Source organism: Pseudoalteromonas sp. MMG007 (genome assembly GCF_018100985.1).
Classification (GTDB): Bacteria; Pseudomonadota; Gammaproteobacteria; order Enterobacterales; family Alteromonadaceae; genus Pseudoalteromonas.
Window position 1 is genome coordinate 349,082 of the sequence record NZ_JAGJEI010000001.1, and the last position, 18,038, is coordinate 367,119.

Sequence of the window (18,038 nt, forward strand, 5' to 3'; positions counted from 1 at the left end):
GGCAAACAATAGCTAATGACAGCGCAATTTGAACACGTATCCGTACTTATGGACGAAACCATCGATGCCCTTGCAATTAAGCCAGACGGTATATACATGGATGGTACTTTTGGACGTGGCGGTCACTCTGGACAAATTTTAGCACGCCTTGGTAATGAAGGTCGCTTACAAGCGATAGATCAAGATCCACAAGCTATAAAATCAGCTGAAAAATTTGCAGACGACTCTCGTTTTGCGATTGCACACACCCGCTTTTCAAACCTATACGACGTAGCAGAGCAAAACGATCTGTTAGGTAAAGTAGATGGCATTTTGCTTGATATAGGGGTGTCGTCACCTCAGCTTGATGACGCGGAGCGTGGTTTTAGCTTTATGAAAGACGGCCCGCTGGATATGCGTATGGATCCAACCAGTGGAAGAAGCGCAGCGCAGTGGCTTGCAGAAGCAGAGCTTGAAGACATTACCCATGTAATTAAAACCTACGGTGAAGAAAAGTTTGGTAAACGTATTGCGCATAAAGTACTCGAGGTACGTGAACATACACCAATTACGACCACTAAGCAGCTTGCTGATTTGGTTGATGAAGCTGTGCCGGTAAAAGATAAGTTTAAGCACCCAGCGACACGTACCTTCCAAGCAATCAGAATTTATATAAACAGTGAGCTTGAAGAGATTCAAACTGCATTACAGTCTGCCGTTAAAGTGCTTAAACCAGGTGGGCGTCTAGTGGTTATTTCGTTTCATTCTCTTGAAGATAGAATTGTTAAACAATTTATTAGAAAACAGAGTAAGGGAGAAGCATTACCCAGAGGTCTGCCTTTAACCGATGCACAAATAAATAAAAATCTGACGTTAAAAGCAGTGGGTAAAGCTATCAAGCCAAGTGCTGCAGAAATAGAACGTAATCCTCGTTCGCGTAGTTCAGTACTTAGGATTGCACAGAGGCTGGGATGAGTAAAAAAGCGAATTATCGCCAACCCAATTTATTTTTAGAAATATTAAAAGGCCTAGGAGCTAACAAGCTAACCTCGGCCTTGTTGGTTGTGATATTCGCATCAAGCTTAGCTGTTGTGCAGGTAACTCACTTAGCCCGTGGACAGCTCATTAAGCAAGATACGCTGCTACAAGAGCGTGATGAACTTGATTTAGAATGGCGCTATTTACTTGTAGAAGAAGAGTTTTACTCACAGCATGCACGTATTGAAGAAGTAGCTACATCGCAATTAAAAATGAAACGACCTACCAGTCAAGATGAGCAGGTAATAATAGTACAATGAGAACAAGTAGAGGCAAAAAACCAGCAGCAAACTTAATCACATGGCGCTTTATGTTAGTGTGTGGTGTGGTGTTTATGGTGTTTGTTACACTGGTGTCTCGCGCTGCTTATTTGCAAGTAATTGAGCCTGATAAAGCGCGCTCAGAAAGCGATAAACGTACTGTACGAGTAGAAAAACTGCATGTACAACGTGGGATGATATTTGACCGACACGGTAAAGAACTGGCTGTCAGTGTACCTGTGGTGAGTGTGTATGCAGATCCAAAAGCGCTGCATAAATCACTTGTTGCTAAAGTAGTTAAACAAGCGCGTAAAGATGGTGAAGAGCACCTAGCACTTGCTGAAAATACCGCAGAGCTAGATAAACGTACCAGCTTATATTATAAAAACGATTTACGCTGGCGCGAGCTTGCTGATGTACTGCGGATTGACCCTAAAAAGATCAATTCAAGACTTTTGAACGATCCTAGCCGTCGTTTTGTGTATTTAAAGCGTCAAGTTACGCCAGCTGTTGCAAATTATATTGGCGATCTACGCTTGCCAGGCATTCATTTACTTGATGAATCTAAACGTTATTACCCAGCAGGTGAAGTAACAGCCCATATTATTGGCTTTACAAACATTGATGGTAAAGGCATTGAGGGCATTGAAAAGCTCTACGAAAATGCACTTACAGGCGAAGAGGGTCGCCGTACTATTCGTAAAGATGCCCAAGGTCGTGAGGTTGAAGTACTAGATGAACGTGAGCGTGTAGAGCCAGAAAGCATTCAACTAAGTATTGACCAACGTATTCAAGCCATAGCTTATAAAGCAGTAAAATCTGCAGTACTCACCTATAAAGCAACATCGGGATCGGCCATGGTGGTTGATGTTAAAACCGGTGAAGTTCTTGCCATGGTGAACAGCCCTTCATTCAATCCCAATAACTTAAATGACGCAGCGCCACATAAGCGTCGTAACCGTGCAATTACCGATTTGTTTGAACCTGGCTCAACCGTTAAGCCACTAGCCATTTTGGCTGGGCTAGACTACGGCGCAATTAAAGCTGACGACACGATTGATACCTACCCAGGTTGGATGCGTTTAGGTGGAAGCTTAGTAAGAGATACCCGTAACCATGGTGAAATGACTCTTCGCGAAATCCTAAAATACTCATCAAACATGGGCGTAGCTAAAGTAACGCAACAAGTGCCAAAAGATTACCTTGTAGGGCTATACCAAAAAGTAGGCTTTGGCAGCGATACCGGCACTGGCATGGTGGGTGAAAGCAGTGGTTTATTTTATCCAAATCGTCGTTGGTCGGACTTTGAAATTGCAACGCTGTCGTTTGGTTATGCTATTTCGGTAAGTACCGCACAAATGGCGCGTTTTTATACCATGTTAGGGGCCGGTGGTGTAAATCGTCCTCTTACTATTTTAAAGCAAGATAATGTACCTGAAGGCGAGCGTATCTTTAAGCAAAAAGACGTAGAAGCCGTAGTACACATGATGGAAAGCGTGTTTGAAAAAGATGGCACTGCGCGTAATGTAAAAGTTGATGGATACCGCGCTGCTGGTAAAACAGGGACTTCTAAAAAGGCTGTTGCTGGTGGTTATGGTGATGAATACGTAGGTTATTTTGCGGGTGTTGCACCTGCGAGTAACCCACGTTTGGCTGTGGTAGTTATGATTAACGAGCCTGGTGGTGATGTGTACTATGGAGGTGCCACTGCTGGCCCTGCATTTGCAGAAATCATCTCTAACGCATTAAGAATATTAAACGTTGCACCAGACAAGGAAGAGGTTGCGTACGTAAAAGGTAAAGATAACGATGCGTGATTTAAAGGCGATTTTAAAATACATCGAAATAGATGCACCTTCGCAGGTAGTTAAACATCTACGACTCGATAGCCGTGATGTTACCCCCGGAGATGTGTTTGTTGCTATAAAAGGTCACCAATTAGATGGTGGACAGTTTATTGAAAAAGCAATAGAGAACGGCGCTACAGCTATTATTGCAGACAGATTATGTGAATTTGACGTAAGCTTTGAACCTCTTTATTTAGTAACAGAGCTTGATAAAAAACTGCCAGAACTAGCAAGTCGTTTCTATGACCAACCTAGTCACGATTTAGATTTAATTGGTGTAACGGGTACTAACGGCAAATCAACCACAACAGCAATGATTGCTCATTTAGCGCAATTTTGCAGTACAGATTCGGCCATTATAGGCACGTTAGGGTATGGTCATCCTGATACACTTACGCCCCTTATTAATACCACGCCTTCGACTGTTGATTTACAGCATATACTAAGCGACTTAAACCAACAGCATAAAGCACTGATTGCTATGGAAGTCTCATCGCATGGTTTAGTGCAGCAGCGTGTAGCACAGTGCCAATTTAAAGCGGCGGTGTTTACTAATTTATCGCGTGACCACTTAGATTACCATGGTGATATGGCAAGTTATGGCGATGCAAAACTGATGTTGTTTCGCGATTTTGAACCACAGCATGTAGTCCTCAATCAAGATGATGGGCAAGCAGAGCAGTGGCTAGAAAAATACAGTTTTAATCACTTAGTATGTTATGGGCGTAAAAATTTAGCCCCTGCTAATGCCAAATTTGTGTATTTTTCTGACGTTGAATATTCTAACAATGGTATTTCGGCGCAATTAATCACAAGTTGGGGTGATGTTAAGATAAAATCACCGCTGTTTGGCGAATTTAATTTATATAATTTAACTGCCGCGCTCGCTACATTACTTAGTTTAGGTTATCCGCTGGAGCAACTTGTTGCAGGTTGTGCGCATTTACAGCCTGTTGCTGGGCGTATGCAAGCATTTAGCGAAGCAGACAAGCCAACATGTGTTGTTGATTATGCACATACACCTGAGGCGTTAGCACTTGCATTACAAGCGCTGCAAAAACATGTGCCAGGCGGTGTAAGCTGTGTATTTGGCTGTGGTGGTGATAGAGATAAAGGCAAGCGTGCTTTAATGGCGCAAGCTGCAGAGCAAAATGCTAACAAGGTTATTATTACTAGCGATAACCCACGTTCAGAAAACCCAGACGCCATTATTGCAGATGTGGCAGCAGGTTTAACGCATCCTGAAAAGGCTCATTTAGAGGCCGACAGAGCAACCGCAATTAGTTACGCAATAAATAATGCGGCAGCCGGCGACGTTATTTTAATTGCTGGCAAAGGACATGAAGATTATCAAATAATTGGCGATACGCGCATAGACTTTTGTGATCGCCGTTATGTACAAGAACAACTAAAAAAAGCAGTAAGAGGGATAACTCAATGATCCCAATGGATTTTGATTGGCTGGCTAATGTGCTAGCAACCGATTATCAAGGTGATAATCAAAAAGTGATTAATATAAATACTGATACCCGCAGCATTTGCGAAGGTGACGTGTTTTTAGCACTTAAAGGCCCTAATTTTGATGGCCATAAATTTATAGAACAAGCAAAACAAAAAGGCGCTATTGGTGTCATTGTTCAACATAAAGTAGCTGTTGATATTGCACAATTTGTTGTTGGCGATACGCGCATTGCATTAGGTGATATTGGTGCAGCGGTAATGGCGCAAGTTGCTCCTAAAACAATTGCTATTACCGGCAGTGTGGGTAAAACCACTGTAAAAGAAATGTGCGCTGCTATTTTATCTGTGCATGGTGATGTACTTGCCACTAAAGGTAATTTTAATAACGACATTGGTGTACCACTTACTTTATTGCGTTTAGAGCCACAGCATCGCTTTGCTGTAATAGAGCTTGGAGCAAACCATTTAGGTGAAATTGCTTATACAACAGCAATGGCTAAACCCGATGTAGCTGTTGTATGTAATGTGGCGGCTGCTCATTTAGAAGGTTTTGGCAGCTTAATGGGTGTTGCTAAAGCAAAGGGTGAGATTTTTGATGGCCTAAAAGATGATGGCGTTGCCATTGTTAATTGCGATAGTGAATTTAGCCAATATTGGCTTGATAAACTAACAGGTAAAAATGTTAAGCGCTTATCAAGTACAGAAAAACTCGATATTTGGGCTGAAAATATTAGCCTAGACGAAAACGCTAGAGCAAGCTTTACCCTGTGTACCAACAACAAACAAGTGCCTGTAACTTTGGCGCTTCCGGGTAAACATAATATTAGTAACGCACTAATTGCCGCAGCACTTACCAGCGAATTTGACGTATCTCTTGAAGAAATTGCTAATGCACTTGCCACTATGGGAGATGTTAAAGGCCGCGTAAATCTAATTAAAGTCAGTGACGTATTAACGGTAATTGATGACAGTTATAACGCAAACGTTAAGTCGGTAAAAGCCGCTATTGATTTGCTTGGTGATATTAAAGGTCACCGTATTTTAGCGCTTGGTGATATGGGAGAGCTTGGTGAAGATGCTCGTATGTATCATCAAGAGGTTGGCGAGTATGCATTAGAGCAAGGGATTGATGAGCTATTTACCCTCGGTGTGCTTAGCAAGTCAGCCAGTGATGTATTTGAAAAGCCTAATCGTCATTTTTCAAATCGTGATGAGATGCTCAAACAAATTCAATTAAGTCTTAGTAAAGTAGATAGTAAAACCACAATAGTAGTGAAAGGATCGCGCAGTTCTCGTATGGAATTATTAGTAACCGATTTAGTAAATGGCCAGCAACATGCCATCAATGGAGTATCATCATGTTAGTTTGGCTGGCAGAGTATTTAACTCAGTATTTTAGTGGTTTTCATGTTTTTTCGTATCTAACGCTGCGTGCCATTTTAGGTATTTTGACTGCGTTAATGATGTCGTTATATTTTGGCCCAAAGCTGATTCGTGCATTACAACGCATGCAAATAGGCCAAGTTGTTCGCCACGATGGCCCTGAATCGCATTTGTCTAAAAGAGGCACGCCTACTATGGGCGGCATATTAATTTTAGGCGCTATTTTTACAAGTACCTTGCTGTGGGCTGATTTATCAAATAAATATGTGTGGGCTACTTTATTTGTAATTGGCTCATTAGGTGTGGTGGGCTTTATAGATGATTACCGTAAGGTTATTCGTAAAGACCCAAAAGGTCTAATTGCAAAGTGGAAGTATTTTTGGCAATCGGTAATTGCATTAGTGGTTGCCACAGCGCTTTACGCAACCAGCACACAAGCGGCTGAAACCTCTCTCGTTGTGCCATTTTTTAAAGACGTATTACCGCAGTTAGGCCTGTTCTACATTGTAATTACCTACTTTGCATTAGTCGGTACCTCAAACGCCGTAAACTTAACCGATGGCCTAGATGGCTTAGCTATAGTACCTACTATTTTAGTCGCGGCAGCACTTGCCATAATTGCTTACTTAACGGGTAACATTAACTTTTCGGCTTACTTACATATTCCGCATTTACCACTTGCTAGTGAGCTTGTAGTGGTGTGTACCGCTATTGTTGGCGCTGGATTAGGCTTCTTATGGTTTAACACTTATCCGGCACAAGTATTTATGGGCGATGTAGGTTCGCTTGCACTTGGTGGTGCGCTGGGCATTATTGCTATTTTAGTTCGCCAGGAGTTGCTGCTTATTATTATGGGTGGCGTGTTTGTGATGGAAGCTGTGTCGGTAATATTACAAGTAGGCTCATACAAATTACGGGGACAACGAATTTTCAGAATGGCACCCATTCATCATCATTACGAACTAAAGGGGTGGCCTGAGCCACGCGTTATTGTGCGCTTTTGGATTATTTCTATTGTGCTTGTGCTTGCAGGCCTTGCGACATTAAAGATTCGATAAATGCAGTATTTAAACGAGATAAAAAACAAACAAATAACAGTGCTCGGACTCGGTGTAACCGGTCTGGGCATTGTGCGTTTTTTATTATCTCATGGCTTTTCGCCAAAGGTTATAGATAGCCGCAAAAATCCCCCCGGGATTGATTGGCTAAAAGAGCATGCGCCACAGCTAAGTACTCACTTTGGTAACTTGGACGGTGCAGCACTTTGTAAAAGTGACATGATCATTATTAGCCCAGGGCTAAGCTTAAAAATACCCGCTATCGCAAAGGCTATTGAGTCAGGCGTTGAAGTAATTGGTGACGTTGAGCTATTTGCTCGCATAAATACTAAACCGGTTGTAGCGGTAACGGGTTCAAATGGTAAATCAACCGTTGTAACCCTTGCCTATGAAGTACTAAAAGCGGCAGGTTATAAAGTCGCGCTTGGCGGTAATATTGGTACTGCGGTATTAGATTTATTAAGCGATGATTTTGACGTTTATGTGCTGGAGCTTTCAAGTTTTCAGCTTGATACCAGCTCGAGCTTAAAACCTATTAGCGCGACGGTATTAAATGTATCTGAAGATCACCTAGATCGTTACGACAGCTACCAAGCTTATATCGACTCAAAATTAAGCATTTATAACAATGCTGAGCTTGTAGTAATAAACGCAGATGATATTCAAACTAAGCCTATTAGCCGCTCTTTAGCGCCGCAAATGAGTTTTGGCACTGACCAAGGTGATTATCACTTAGCTGAGCATAATAGTGAGCTGCACTTTATAGCGAAGGGCGAGGCATTTCTACCTGTTAGTACACTTGCGGTAGTAGGTAAGCACAATTACTTAAATACCCTGTCCGTTATGGCGTTATTGAGCCCGTTTAATATTACCAAAGATCAGTACGCAACAGCACTTAGCCAATTTCATGGTTTAGCGCACCGCTGTCAATTTGTAAGCGATAAAAATGGCGTTAAGTACTTTAACGATTCTAAAGCCACTAATGTTGGCGCAACTATAGCGGCAATCGATAGTTTAGCCTCAGAGTACGAAAACCTGATTGTAATAGCGGGTGGCGATGCTAAAGGTGCTGATTTAAGTGCGCTAAAACCATATATAAAAAATCATGTAAAAGCGCTCGTTTGCTTTGGTAAAGATGCAAATAAACTTGCGGCACTTACTAGTAAATCTCATTTAGTAAATAATATGCAAGAAGCTGTGGCACTTGCACAAGTACTTAGCAAACGTGGTGATATTGTTTTGCTTGCTCCTGCGTGTGCCAGCATTGATATGTATAACAATTATATGCAACGTGGTGATGACTTTGTGCAGTGTGTAATGGAAGGGCAATTATGATTGCTTTTGCTGATTTAAAAGAAGCCCTAACGCCTAAACCATCGGCCCAGCTTTATGATGTGCCTTTGCTTTATTGCATGTTAATGCTTATTGGGGTGGGTTTTATAATGGTGACCAGCGCCTCAATGCCTACTGCAGATAGGCTGTTTGGTGATATTTACCATTTTACAATTCGACACGGTATTTTTTTAGCGTTGTCGTTTTGTTTATTTTGGATAACCACGTTAGTGCCTATGAGTTGGTGGAAAAAAGCCAACCCTTATTTATTGCTAATAGGTTTAGTGCTGCTACTTGTTGTGCTAATAGTTGGCCGTGAGGTAAATGGTTCAACGCGTTGGATACCTGTAGGGCCTTTTAATATACAAGCATCTGAGTTAGCTAAGTTATTCTTTTTTAGTTATATAGCCGGTTATTTGGTACGTAAACGAGAAGAAGTACAAGAAAATATTAAAGGCTTTGCAAAGCCAATAGCAGTGTTTGCTGTATACGCATTACTTATTTTATTACAGCCCGATTTAGGCACCGTGGTTGTTATGTTTGTTACAACGGTAGGCCTTTTATTTTTAGCTGGCGCAAAGCTTTGGCAGTTTTTTGCATTAATTTTAACAGGCGTTGCGCTGGTTGTTGGCTTAATTGTTTTAGAGCCATATCGAATGGCACGGGTTGTTGGCTTTTTAGAGCCTTGGGATGATCCATTTGGTAAAGGCTATCAGTTAGTGCAGTCATTGATGGCATACAGTCAAGGTGATTGGTTTGGTCAAGGGCTTGGAAATAGTGTACAAAAATTACAGTACTTACCAGAAGCTCATACCGACTTTATTTTTGCTGTTATCGCAGAAGAACTTGGTTTTGTAGGCGTACTAAGCATTTTAATGGTGTTAGGTACTTTGGTGTTTAGGGCTTTATTAATTGGCCAAACAGCACTTAAAAACGGTAAAGAATATGAGGGCTATTTAGCGTTAGCAATTGGCATTTGGTTTGCGTTTCAAACCATGGTTAATGTTGGTGCCAGTGCGGGAATATTACCCACTAAAGGGTTAACGCTTCCGTTTATTTCGTATGGTGGCTCAAGCTTATTAATGATGACGATTGCCACTGGTATTTTATTGCGTGTTGATTTTGAAACTAAAATGGCCACCAAGCAAGCCACCTCACGTGGAGGTAAGCGATGAGTAAAAAATTAGTAGTAGTAGCAGGCGGAACTGGCGGGCATATATTTCCGGGGATCGCTGTAGCTGATTATTTAAAAAACCAAGGCTGGGTAGTCAGCTGGATAGGCACACCAGACAGAATGGAAGCCGAGGTTGTGCCAAAGCACAATATTGAGATTGATTTTATTAATGTAAAGGGCGTACGCGGTAATGGCTTAAAGCGTCTTATTAAAGCCCCATTCATGGTACTTAATGCAATATTGCAGGCGCGTAAGGTATTGAAATCTCAACAACCTGATGTAGTACTTGCTATGGGTGGCTATGTAACCGGGCCAACCGGTATTGCGGCTAAAAGTTTAGGTATTCCACTGGTTATTCATGAGCAAAATGCGGTTGCTGGAATGAGTAATAGATGGTTGGCTAAATTTGCTAATAAAGTACTCGCTGCTTTTCCAAGTGCTTTTGATAAAGGCCAAGCTGAGCTTGTAGGTAATCCTGTTCGCCAAAGTGTGGCTGATGTGCCTAAGCGAGAAGTTTCAAACCCTATAAATGTACTCGTTGTAGGTGGATCGTTAGGTGCTCAAGTACTTAATCAGACCTTACCTGAAGCATTTAAAGTTATGGCAAACACATGTGATTTAAATGTGTGGCACCAAACGGGTAAAGGGCACTTAGAGAGCGTTAAAGCTGCTTATAAACTACATCAATTTACTGAGCAGCAAGTAAAAGTAGCACAATTTATTGATGATATGGATGCAGCGTATAGTTGGGCCGACATCGTAATTTGCCGAGCGGGAGCACTAACGGTAAGCGAAATTGCCGCAGCGGGTAAAATGGCCGTATTTGTACCATTTCCGCATGCCGTTGACGATCATCAAACTGCTAACGCACAGTATTTAGTAATGGCTAATGGCGCTTTATTGATGCCACAAGGGCAATTTAATAATCAGTCTATTGTTGCGCTGTTGAGTCCTTATTTAGCGCAACCAAAATTAATTGATGAAATGGCTAATAATGCTAAAAAGCAAGCCATTTTAGATGCCACAGCAAGCGTAGCTGCGCACTGTGAGCAAGTAACAAATAAGAGAAAATAAGTGAAAGAAACGTCATTACAAGAAAAATATTCACGACCAGCAATGCGTCGAATAGACACTATACACTTTATAGGTATTGGTGGTGCTGGTATGGGCGGTATTGCAGAAGTGCTTGCTTTTGAAGGTTACCGTATTACAGGGTCTGATATTGCACACAGTGCAATGACAGAGCGCCTGATAAAAGCCGGTGCAGAAGTCTTTATTGGCCATCATGAAAATAACGTAAAAGATGCCAACGTAGTGGTTGTCTCAAGCGCAATAGATGAAACAAACCCAGAAATTATAGCTGCAAAAGCGGCGCGTATACCAGTAGTTCGCCGTGCAGAAATGCTTGCCGAGTTAATGCGTTTTCGCCATGGTATTGCTATTGCGGGTACTCATGGTAAAACAACAACAACGAGTTTAATTGCCAGTATTTATGCCCAAGCTGGGCTTGATCCTACCTTTATCATTGGTGGTTTATTAAATAGTGCAGGTAGTAATGCAAAGGTTGGTAAAAGCGACTTTTTAATTGCAGAAGCAGATGAAAGTGATGCGTCGTTTTTACATTTACAGCCAATGGTCTCGGTGATCACTAATATTGAAGAGGATCACATGGATACCTACGGTGGTAGTCTTGAGAAAATGAAAGACACCTATGTAGATTTTATCCATAACCTACCGTTTTATGGCTTAGCTGTGGTGTGCATTGACTCAGAAGTAGCTAGCGAGCTAATTCCGCGTTTTGCTCGTCCTGTCATTACTTATGGCGAAGCGCGCGATGCAGATTATCGCATGAGCGACTTTAGTCAATCTGCCAATACGTGTACGTTTACCGTAACAAGTAAAAATGGCGATAGCTTAACGGCCACGCTTAATATGCCTGGTAAGCACAATGCATTAAATGCAACTGCTGCAATTGCTGTAGCTAAAGATCAAAACATTGCTAATTATGCGATTTTAGAAGCACTGCAAAAGTTTGAAGGAATTGGTCGTCGTTTTCAGCATTACGGTGAATTTGAGAACGAGCGCGGTAATGTAATGCTTGTTGATGATTATGGTCATCACCCGTCAGAAGTAGCGGCTACCATAGCGGCTGTTCGTGATGGGTGGCCAGATAAGCGCTTGGTAATGGTTTATCAACCACATAGATTTAGCCGTACTCGTGACTTATACGAAGACTTTATAAAAGTATTAGCCGATGTTGATCAATTACTTTTACTTGATGTGTACAGCGCTGGAGAAGACCCCATTGTAGGAGCTGATAGTAAAAGTCTGTGTCGTAGTTTGCGTCAACGCGGCAAAGAGCCTCTGCACGTAGCTACCAATGCTGAACTTGCAGGTGTGCTAGCAGCAAACTTACAAAATAATGATTTAGTATTAACCCAAGGTGCTGGTAACATAGGCCAACTAGTTAAAACATTAGCTGCCACGGGTATGTCGATAGAAAAACTTAAACAGGGTGAAGTATGACTCAGGTAAATACACAATTTGGTAAAGTAGCGGTACTGCTAGGTGGAAACTCAGCAGAACGTGAAGTGTCTTTACGCTCGGGTCAGGCTGTTTTAAACGCGCTACAAAATAGTGGCGTAGATGCAATTGCATTCGACCCTCAAAATCGCTCGCTGTGGGATTTAAAAGAATTAAATGTAGATCGTGTTTTTATTGCTCTTCACGGCCGTGGTGGTGAAGATGGCACTGTGCAAGGTGCGCTTGAGTTTATGAATCTACCTTACACAGGTAGTAATGTGCTTGGCTCTGCGCTGGCTATGGATAAAGTTCGTTGTAAGCATCTATTTAAATCTGCTGGTTTAAGTACAGCACCTTATGCAGTCGTCGATGCTAAAAAAGGTTTTGATGCTAAAGCCATTATGGATGAGTTTAAAAAAGTAATGGTTAAGCCATCACATGAAGGCTCAAGCATTGGTATGGCGCAAGCAAGCACAGCACAAGAGCTAGATGAAGCTTTGGCTCACGCATTTAAGTTCGATAATCAAGTGCTAGTGGAGCAGTGGATAACAGGGCGAGAATTTACCGTTACAGTGCTTGGCGGCGAAGTGCAGCCTGTTATTGAAATGACTACACCTAACGGTTTTTATGATTATCAAGCTAAGTATCAATCAAATACAACGCAGTATCATTGCCCAGCCGATTTATCGGCGCAAGATACACAGCACTTACAAGCAATGTCGCTTGATGCTTTTGATTTAGTAGGGGCAAGTGGCTGGGGGCGAGTAGATGCTATGCAAGACGAGCAAGGTAATTTTTATTTATTAGAAGTAAATACAGTACCGGGTATGACCGAAAAATCGCTCGTGCCAATGGCGGCAAAAGCGAATGGGGCAACTTTTGAGCAATTAGTTGTTCGCATTTTAGAGCAAACGCTTTAATATGCACCCCCTTTTAGAAAAAGCCCAACAAATCAAGCTGAACCTAAATTGGTCGCTGGTTTTTGGGGTGAGTTTTTTTCTGATAGTAGTCATCGGCCTTGTGCAAATTACTACGGGTGTATCAGATTGGCTTGTAGAGAACAAAGATGCGCAGATAAAGCACTTAATTGTACAAGGCCAACCAAAGTACACTGAAGAAACAGCAATTATAAAAGCAATAAAGCAGGCTGACTTAAGTAGCTTTTTTGAATTAGATGTAAAGCATGTGCAGCAGCTAGTTCAAGACTTGCCTTGGGTTGCTACTGTTTCAGTACGAAAGCAATGGCCCGATACAGTTCAAGTATATGTTGTTGAGCATAAGGCTGTAGCTCATTGGAATAGTGATTTGTTACTTAACCAAGGTGGCCAAGCGTTTCAAGCAAGTAGTGATAAGTTACACGACCTGCCGCAATTATATGGCCCTGAAGGCAGTGAAGAAGAAGCATGGGTTGCGTTTAAGCAATTTGATGAAATGCTAAAGGTAAATAACCTGACGCTTTCAAGCCTTGCACTGTCTGAGCGGTTTTCGTGGCAGTTATGGTTAGATAACGGAATACGCTTAGATTTAGGGCGTAAAGATAAAGCTAAACGCGTACAACGTTTTATAGATGTTTACCCGCGAATGGAACAACGTGCAAATGCACAAGTAGATACAATCGATTTACGGTATGATACCGGCCTTGCAGTAAGCTTTAAGCCGCTGCAAGAAGAACAATTACAAAATAAGAGTAAGGCATGACTAAGTCAGCAGAAAGAAACCTCGTGATTGGATTAGACGTTGGTACCTCGAAAGTGGTTGCCACGGTAGGTGAAATCACCGCAGATAACAAGCTCAGCATTGTTGGTGTGGGCAGCCAAGTATCTCATGGTATGGATAAAGGCGGCGTTAACGATTTAAACTTAGTGTCTGAGTCGATTCGCCGAGCTATTGATGAGGCCGAGTTAATGGCTGATTGTCGAATTAGCTCAGTGTACTTAGGAATTTCTGGCAAACATATCCAGTGTCAAAACGAAAGCGGTGTAGTTGCAATCAACAACACCGAAGTGACAGATGAAGACATTGAAAACGTCATTCATATTGCGCGTTCAGTGCCTATTTCTGCAGAGCGAAAAATGCTACATGCATTACCGCAAGAGTACAGCATCGACATGCAAGAAGGGATTAAAAACCCACTAGGCATGAGCGGCGTGCGTATGGAAGCGCGAGCACACATAATTACGTGTTCGAACGACATGGCTAAAAACATTGAAAAATGTGTTCAGCGCTGCGGATTAGAAGTAGATCAACTTATATTTACGGCACTGGCGTCGTGTTACTCAGTTTTAACTGATGACGAAAAAGAGCTAGGTGTAGCCGTACTTGATATTGGTGGTGGTACAATGGATATCACCATTTATATTAATGGTGCTCAGCGTCATTCAGCTGTTATTCCAGTGGCAGGTAACCAAGTGACGGGTGATATTGCAAAAATATTTCGTACACCTATATCACATGCAGAGTCACTCAAAGTACAATACGCATGTGCAAATAGCCAAATGGCCAGTAGTGAAGACACTATTGAAGTACCAAGCGTAGGTGGGCGACCTGCAAGATTAATGTCGCGTCATACGTTATCTGAGGTTGTTGAGCCTCGTTTTAGAGAATTATTTGAGTTGGCGATGGAAGAAATTCGTCGTTCAGGCTTAGAAGACCAAATTGCGGCAGGCCTCGTTATCACGGGCGGGACTGCTAAAATGACTGGCGCTATGGAAGTGGCAGAAGACATTTTTCAAATGCCAGTAAGAATAGGCAAACCAATCGGGATGGTTGGTTTGACAGACTATGTAGATGATCCTTCGTACGCAACCGCTGTTGGTTTGTTACAATACGGGCGCACTATGCAATCGATGAATGCACAAAAGTCGAAAGCAGAGGATAACAATAATTGGTGGAACCGCATTACTAAATGGTTCCAAGGCGAGTTTTAATACTCAAGTCGGAGAGTAAACATGTTTGATATGATGGAACAGCACGGTGAAGAAGCCGTAATAAAGGTAATTGGCGTGGGCGGTGGCGGCGGTAACGCTGTTGAGCACATGGTAAAACAACAAATTGAAGGCGTACGTTTTATTGCTGCTAATACGGATGCACAAGCATTACGTAATTCAGCAGCAGACATTACAGTACAACTTGGCACGCAAATAACCTCTGGGTTAGGTGCGGGCGCAAACCCAGAAGTAGGCCGTCAATCAGCTGAAGAAGACGAAGAAACCATCCGTGCAAGCCTTGAAGGCGCCGACATGGTATTTATTGCTGCGGGTATGGGCGGTGGTACAGGTACTGGTGCAGCACCAGTGGTTGCTAAAATTGCTAAAGAGTTAGGTATTTTAACCGTTGCAGTAGTAACGCGTCCTTTTGATTTTGAAGGTAAAAAACGTGCATCTGCGGCTGAACAAGGCATTAATGAATTGTCAGAAATTGTAGACTCTCTTATTACAATTCCGAACAATAAATTGCTTAAAGTTTTAGGAAAAGGGACTACACTTCTAGATGCCTTCGCTAAAGCTAATGACGTATTATTTGGCGCAGTACAAGGTATTGCCGAGCTGATTACACGTTCTGGTTTGATTAACGTGGATTTCGCCGATGTACGTACAGTAATGTCAGCGATGGGTACTGCTATGATGGGTACTGCTTCTGCGTCTGGCCCTGATCGTGCACAAGAAGCTGCTGAAGCAGCAATTTCAAGCCCATTACTAGAAGACGTTGATTTAACTGGTGCTAAAGGCATATTAGTTAACATTACCGCAGGTATGGACATTGCAATTGAAGAATTTGAAATTGTTGGTAACCACGTTAAGGCGCTAGCGTCTGAAAATGCAACGGTTGTTGTTGGTGCGGTTATTGATCCAGAAATGAGCGACGAGTTACGTGTAACGGTTGTTGCAACTGGTTTAGGCGGCGATCGTCGTCCACAATTTGGTATTGTCGATAACGGTATTAAAAAGGCGTCAGGTTCTGATGTTACTAGTTCATCAAACCAAACAAGTAGTATGTACGTACCAAGCTTTGCAAGCCAAGGTACAAGCTCTGAAGAAAGCACTGCTAGCACACAAGTAGAAACTAAAGAACAAACAGAATCTACCAGCTCAAGCAGTTCAACTAGCTCTTCGGCGCAAAACAGTAAAAAAGCAGATAAATCAGAAGGCGGTGATTATTTTGATATTCCTGCTTTTTTACGTAAGCAGGCTGATTAACATTAATTAATACTTTTGTTTGAAATATGTACGAATATTGAAAGGCAAAAGGATTTATGTTAAACTCCGCCGTCTAACTGTAACTGATTTTAAAGTGAGCGAACCTATGATTAAACAGCGTACGATTGCACAAGTAGTCAAAGCCATAGGAATTGGACTTCATAAAGGTGAGAAGGTCACAATAACTCTCCGACCTGCGAGCGCAAATACTGGGATTGTATTTCGTCGTGTGGACCTTGATCCGGTTGTTGAATTTGAAACAACACCTGAAGCCGTTGGTGATACGCAGTTATGTACCTGTTTAATAAACAAAGATGGCGTTCGCTTATCTACTACCGAGCACTTAATTGCAGCGGTTGCTGCAATGGGTATTGATAATCTAATTGTAGAATTAGATAGCTCAGAAGTACCTATTATGGATGGTAGTGCATTACCATTTATATACTTGTTACAAAAAGGCGGCATAGAAGAGCAAAATGTCGCAAAACGCTTTATTCGTATTAAAGAAAAAGTACGTATTGAAGAAGGCGATAAATGGGCCGAAGTAGAACCATATGATGGTTTTCATATCGACTTTGAAATTGCTTTTGATCATCCGGCAATTAACGAAAGTCGCCAACGTGTTGGTTTAGACATTACGGCACAAAGCTTTACTGAAGAAATTAGCCGCGCACGTACTTTTGGTTTTATGAAAGATATAGAATACATGCATGCTAACAACCTAGCGCTAGGTGGTAGCATGGATAGTGCAGTAGTACTTGATGAGTTTAAAGTGTTAAACCCTAATGGTTTACGCTACAGCGATGAGTTCGTTAAGCATAAAATACTAGACTGTGTTGGTGACATGTTTATGACAGGTCACAACCTTTTAGGTAAAGTGACGGCATTTAAATCGGGTCACGATTTAAATAATAAGTTACTTCGTAAAGTTATGGCGACAGAGTCAGCGTGGGAGTGGGCAACATTTGAAACGCCTGTTACGATGCCTGCACCCGGCCTTGAGTTAGCGACTGCCTAACTTAGTATTTTAAAAAATACACGCTCACAAACAGTTATAAAAAATGACGCTAAATAGCGTCATTTTTTTTGCTTTTAATTTAGCTAAATTTTAAGAATGGACTGCAATTGATCTAAGGTGGTTATTGTATAAGTCGGAGTTATACCTTCCGGCAGCTGCTCCCCTGGATGTTGTAGCCAACACGTATCAATACCAGCGTTACTACCGCCAAGTACGTCGCTTGAGGCAGTATCACCCACCATTAATATTTGGCTCTTATCGGGGTTACCCATTAACTCAAAAGTATGATCAAAAATAGCTTTATTAGGTTTTGCTATTCCCACGAGCTCTGATATGACCAACCACTCAAACATATCTTTTAAACCAGTGTGCTCTAAACGCACAGTCTGCAAGCGGGCAAACCCGTTAGTTATGATACCTAATTTAGCGTGTGGCTTTAGTTTATTTAAAAGCTCAATAGCGCCGGGTAAAGGCTCGCAAATTTGCGCCATAGAATCTAAAAAAGCATCATTTAATTCTTTGGCTGGTACATCTAGTTTTTCAGCCCATTCGTTGAAGCGGGTTACCTGCAAGTAATCAGCGCTAATTTTTCCATCTTGATAATCTAGCCACAGCTGCTTATTGGTTTTTTGATAATGTACATAATCATCTTTAGTAAACTGTATACCGTATGCTTTAAACATACGGGTCATACCCGCAAGAATATCAAATCTAAACAATGTTTCATCGGCATCAAACAGTACATAACTGTATTTCATTAAGCTTCCTA

General features: G+C 41.9%; 16 protein-coding genes. 15 read left to right on the forward strand and 1 reads right to left on the reverse strand.

From position 1 onward, the window contains the following. The first annotated feature begins 15 nt into the window (after window positions 1-15). The 15 genes from rsmH (at window position 16) to lpxC (ending at window position 17,269) form a co-directional block, all read left to right on the forward strand. Window positions 16-954, forward strand: coding sequence for a 16S rRNA (cytosine(1402)-N(4))-methyltransferase RsmH (rsmH, locus tag J8L71_RS01680; protein WP_210998983.1), 939 nt, complete (start codon window positions 16-18; stop codon window positions 952-954). Then, a complete protein-coding gene (ftsL, locus tag J8L71_RS01685; RefSeq protein ID WP_058547014.1) occupies window positions 951-1,277 on the forward strand; it encodes a cell division protein FtsL in 327 nt (108 codons plus the stop codon). The genes rsmH and ftsL overlap by 4 nt, the downstream gene beginning before the upstream one ends. Then, window positions 1,274-3,094 (forward strand): penicillin-binding transpeptidase domain-containing protein, encoded by a 1,821-nt coding sequence (locus tag J8L71_RS01690; RefSeq protein ID WP_210998984.1) that lies wholly within the window; start codon window positions 1,274-1,276, stop codon window positions 3,092-3,094. Before ftsL ends, J8L71_RS01690 begins: the two co-directional genes overlap by 4 nt. Further along, complete coding sequence (murE, locus tag J8L71_RS01695) at window positions 3,087-4,565, forward strand: UDP-N-acetylmuramoyl-L-alanyl-D-glutamate--2,6-diaminopimelate ligase (RefSeq protein ID WP_210998985.1); 1,479 nt, start codon at window positions 3,087-3,089, stop codon at window positions 4,563-4,565. Before J8L71_RS01690 ends, murE begins: the two co-directional genes overlap by 8 nt. Further along, window positions 4,562-5,950 (forward strand): UDP-N-acetylmuramoyl-tripeptide--D-alanyl-D-alanine ligase, encoded by a 1,389-nt coding sequence (murF, locus tag J8L71_RS01700; RefSeq protein ID WP_210998986.1) that lies wholly within the window; start codon window positions 4,562-4,564, stop codon window positions 5,948-5,950. Before murE ends, murF begins: the two co-directional genes overlap by 4 nt. Continuing rightward, window positions 5,944-7,026, forward strand: coding sequence for a phospho-N-acetylmuramoyl-pentapeptide-transferase (mraY, locus tag J8L71_RS01705; RefSeq protein WP_210998987.1), 1,083 nt, complete (start codon window positions 5,944-5,946; stop codon window positions 7,024-7,026). The genes murF and mraY overlap by 7 nt, the downstream gene beginning before the upstream one ends. Continuing rightward, window positions 7,027-8,361, forward strand: a complete 1,335-nt coding sequence (gene murD / locus J8L71_RS01710; RefSeq protein ID WP_210998988.1) for a UDP-N-acetylmuramoyl-L-alanine--D-glutamate ligase — start codon at window positions 7,027-7,029, stop codon at window positions 8,359-8,361. Further along, on the forward strand, window positions 8,358-9,533 hold the full coding sequence (gene ftsW, locus J8L71_RS01715) for a cell division protein FtsW (RefSeq protein WP_210998989.1): 1,176 nt from the start codon (window positions 8,358-8,360) through the stop codon (window positions 9,531-9,533). Before murD ends, ftsW begins: the two co-directional genes overlap by 4 nt. After that, window positions 9,530-10,606 carry an undecaprenyldiphospho-muramoylpentapeptide beta-N-acetylglucosaminyltransferase gene (gene murG / locus J8L71_RS01720; RefSeq protein ID WP_210998990.1) on the forward strand — a complete coding sequence of 359 codons (1,077 nt, stop codon included), beginning with the start codon at window positions 9,530-9,532 and terminating at the stop codon, window positions 10,604-10,606. The genes ftsW and murG overlap by 4 nt, the downstream gene beginning before the upstream one ends. After that, window positions 10,607-12,058, forward strand: a complete 1,452-nt coding sequence (gene murC, locus J8L71_RS01725) for a UDP-N-acetylmuramate--L-alanine ligase (RefSeq protein ID WP_210998991.1) — start codon at window positions 10,607-10,609, stop codon at window positions 12,056-12,058. Next, window positions 12,055-12,975, forward strand: a complete 921-nt coding sequence (locus J8L71_RS01730; protein WP_210998992.1) for a D-alanine--D-alanine ligase — start codon at window positions 12,055-12,057, stop codon at window positions 12,973-12,975. Before murC ends, J8L71_RS01730 begins: the two co-directional genes overlap by 4 nt. A 1-nt stretch (window position 12,976) precedes the next feature. Then, window positions 12,977-13,753, forward strand: coding sequence for a cell division protein FtsQ/DivIB (locus J8L71_RS01735; RefSeq protein ID WP_210998993.1), 777 nt, complete (start codon window positions 12,977-12,979; stop codon window positions 13,751-13,753). Beyond that, entirely contained in the window at window positions 13,750-14,982 is a 1,233-nt protein-coding gene (ftsA, locus tag J8L71_RS01740; RefSeq protein ID WP_058547025.1) for a cell division protein FtsA, read from the forward strand. The genes J8L71_RS01735 and ftsA overlap by 4 nt, the downstream gene beginning before the upstream one ends. A 21-nt stretch (window positions 14,983-15,003) precedes the next feature. Further along, a complete protein-coding gene (gene ftsZ, locus J8L71_RS01745; protein WP_210998994.1) occupies window positions 15,004-16,251 on the forward strand; it encodes a cell division protein FtsZ in 1,248 nt (415 codons plus the stop codon). A 106-nt stretch (window positions 16,252-16,357) separates the two neighbouring features. Further along, window positions 16,358-17,269, forward strand: a complete 912-nt coding sequence (gene lpxC / locus J8L71_RS01750) for a UDP-3-O-acyl-N-acetylglucosamine deacetylase (RefSeq protein WP_058547027.1) — start codon at window positions 16,358-16,360, stop codon at window positions 17,267-17,269. Between the two features lie 83 nt (window positions 17,270-17,352). Here the strand turns inward: lpxC and yjjG are convergent, their stop codons facing one another. Beyond that, on the reverse strand, window positions 17,353-18,027 hold the full coding sequence (gene yjjG / locus J8L71_RS01755; RefSeq protein ID WP_210998995.1) for a pyrimidine 5'-nucleotidase: 675 nt from the start codon (window positions 18,025-18,027) through the stop codon (window positions 17,353-17,355). Window positions 18,028-18,038: the final 11 nt, after the last annotated feature.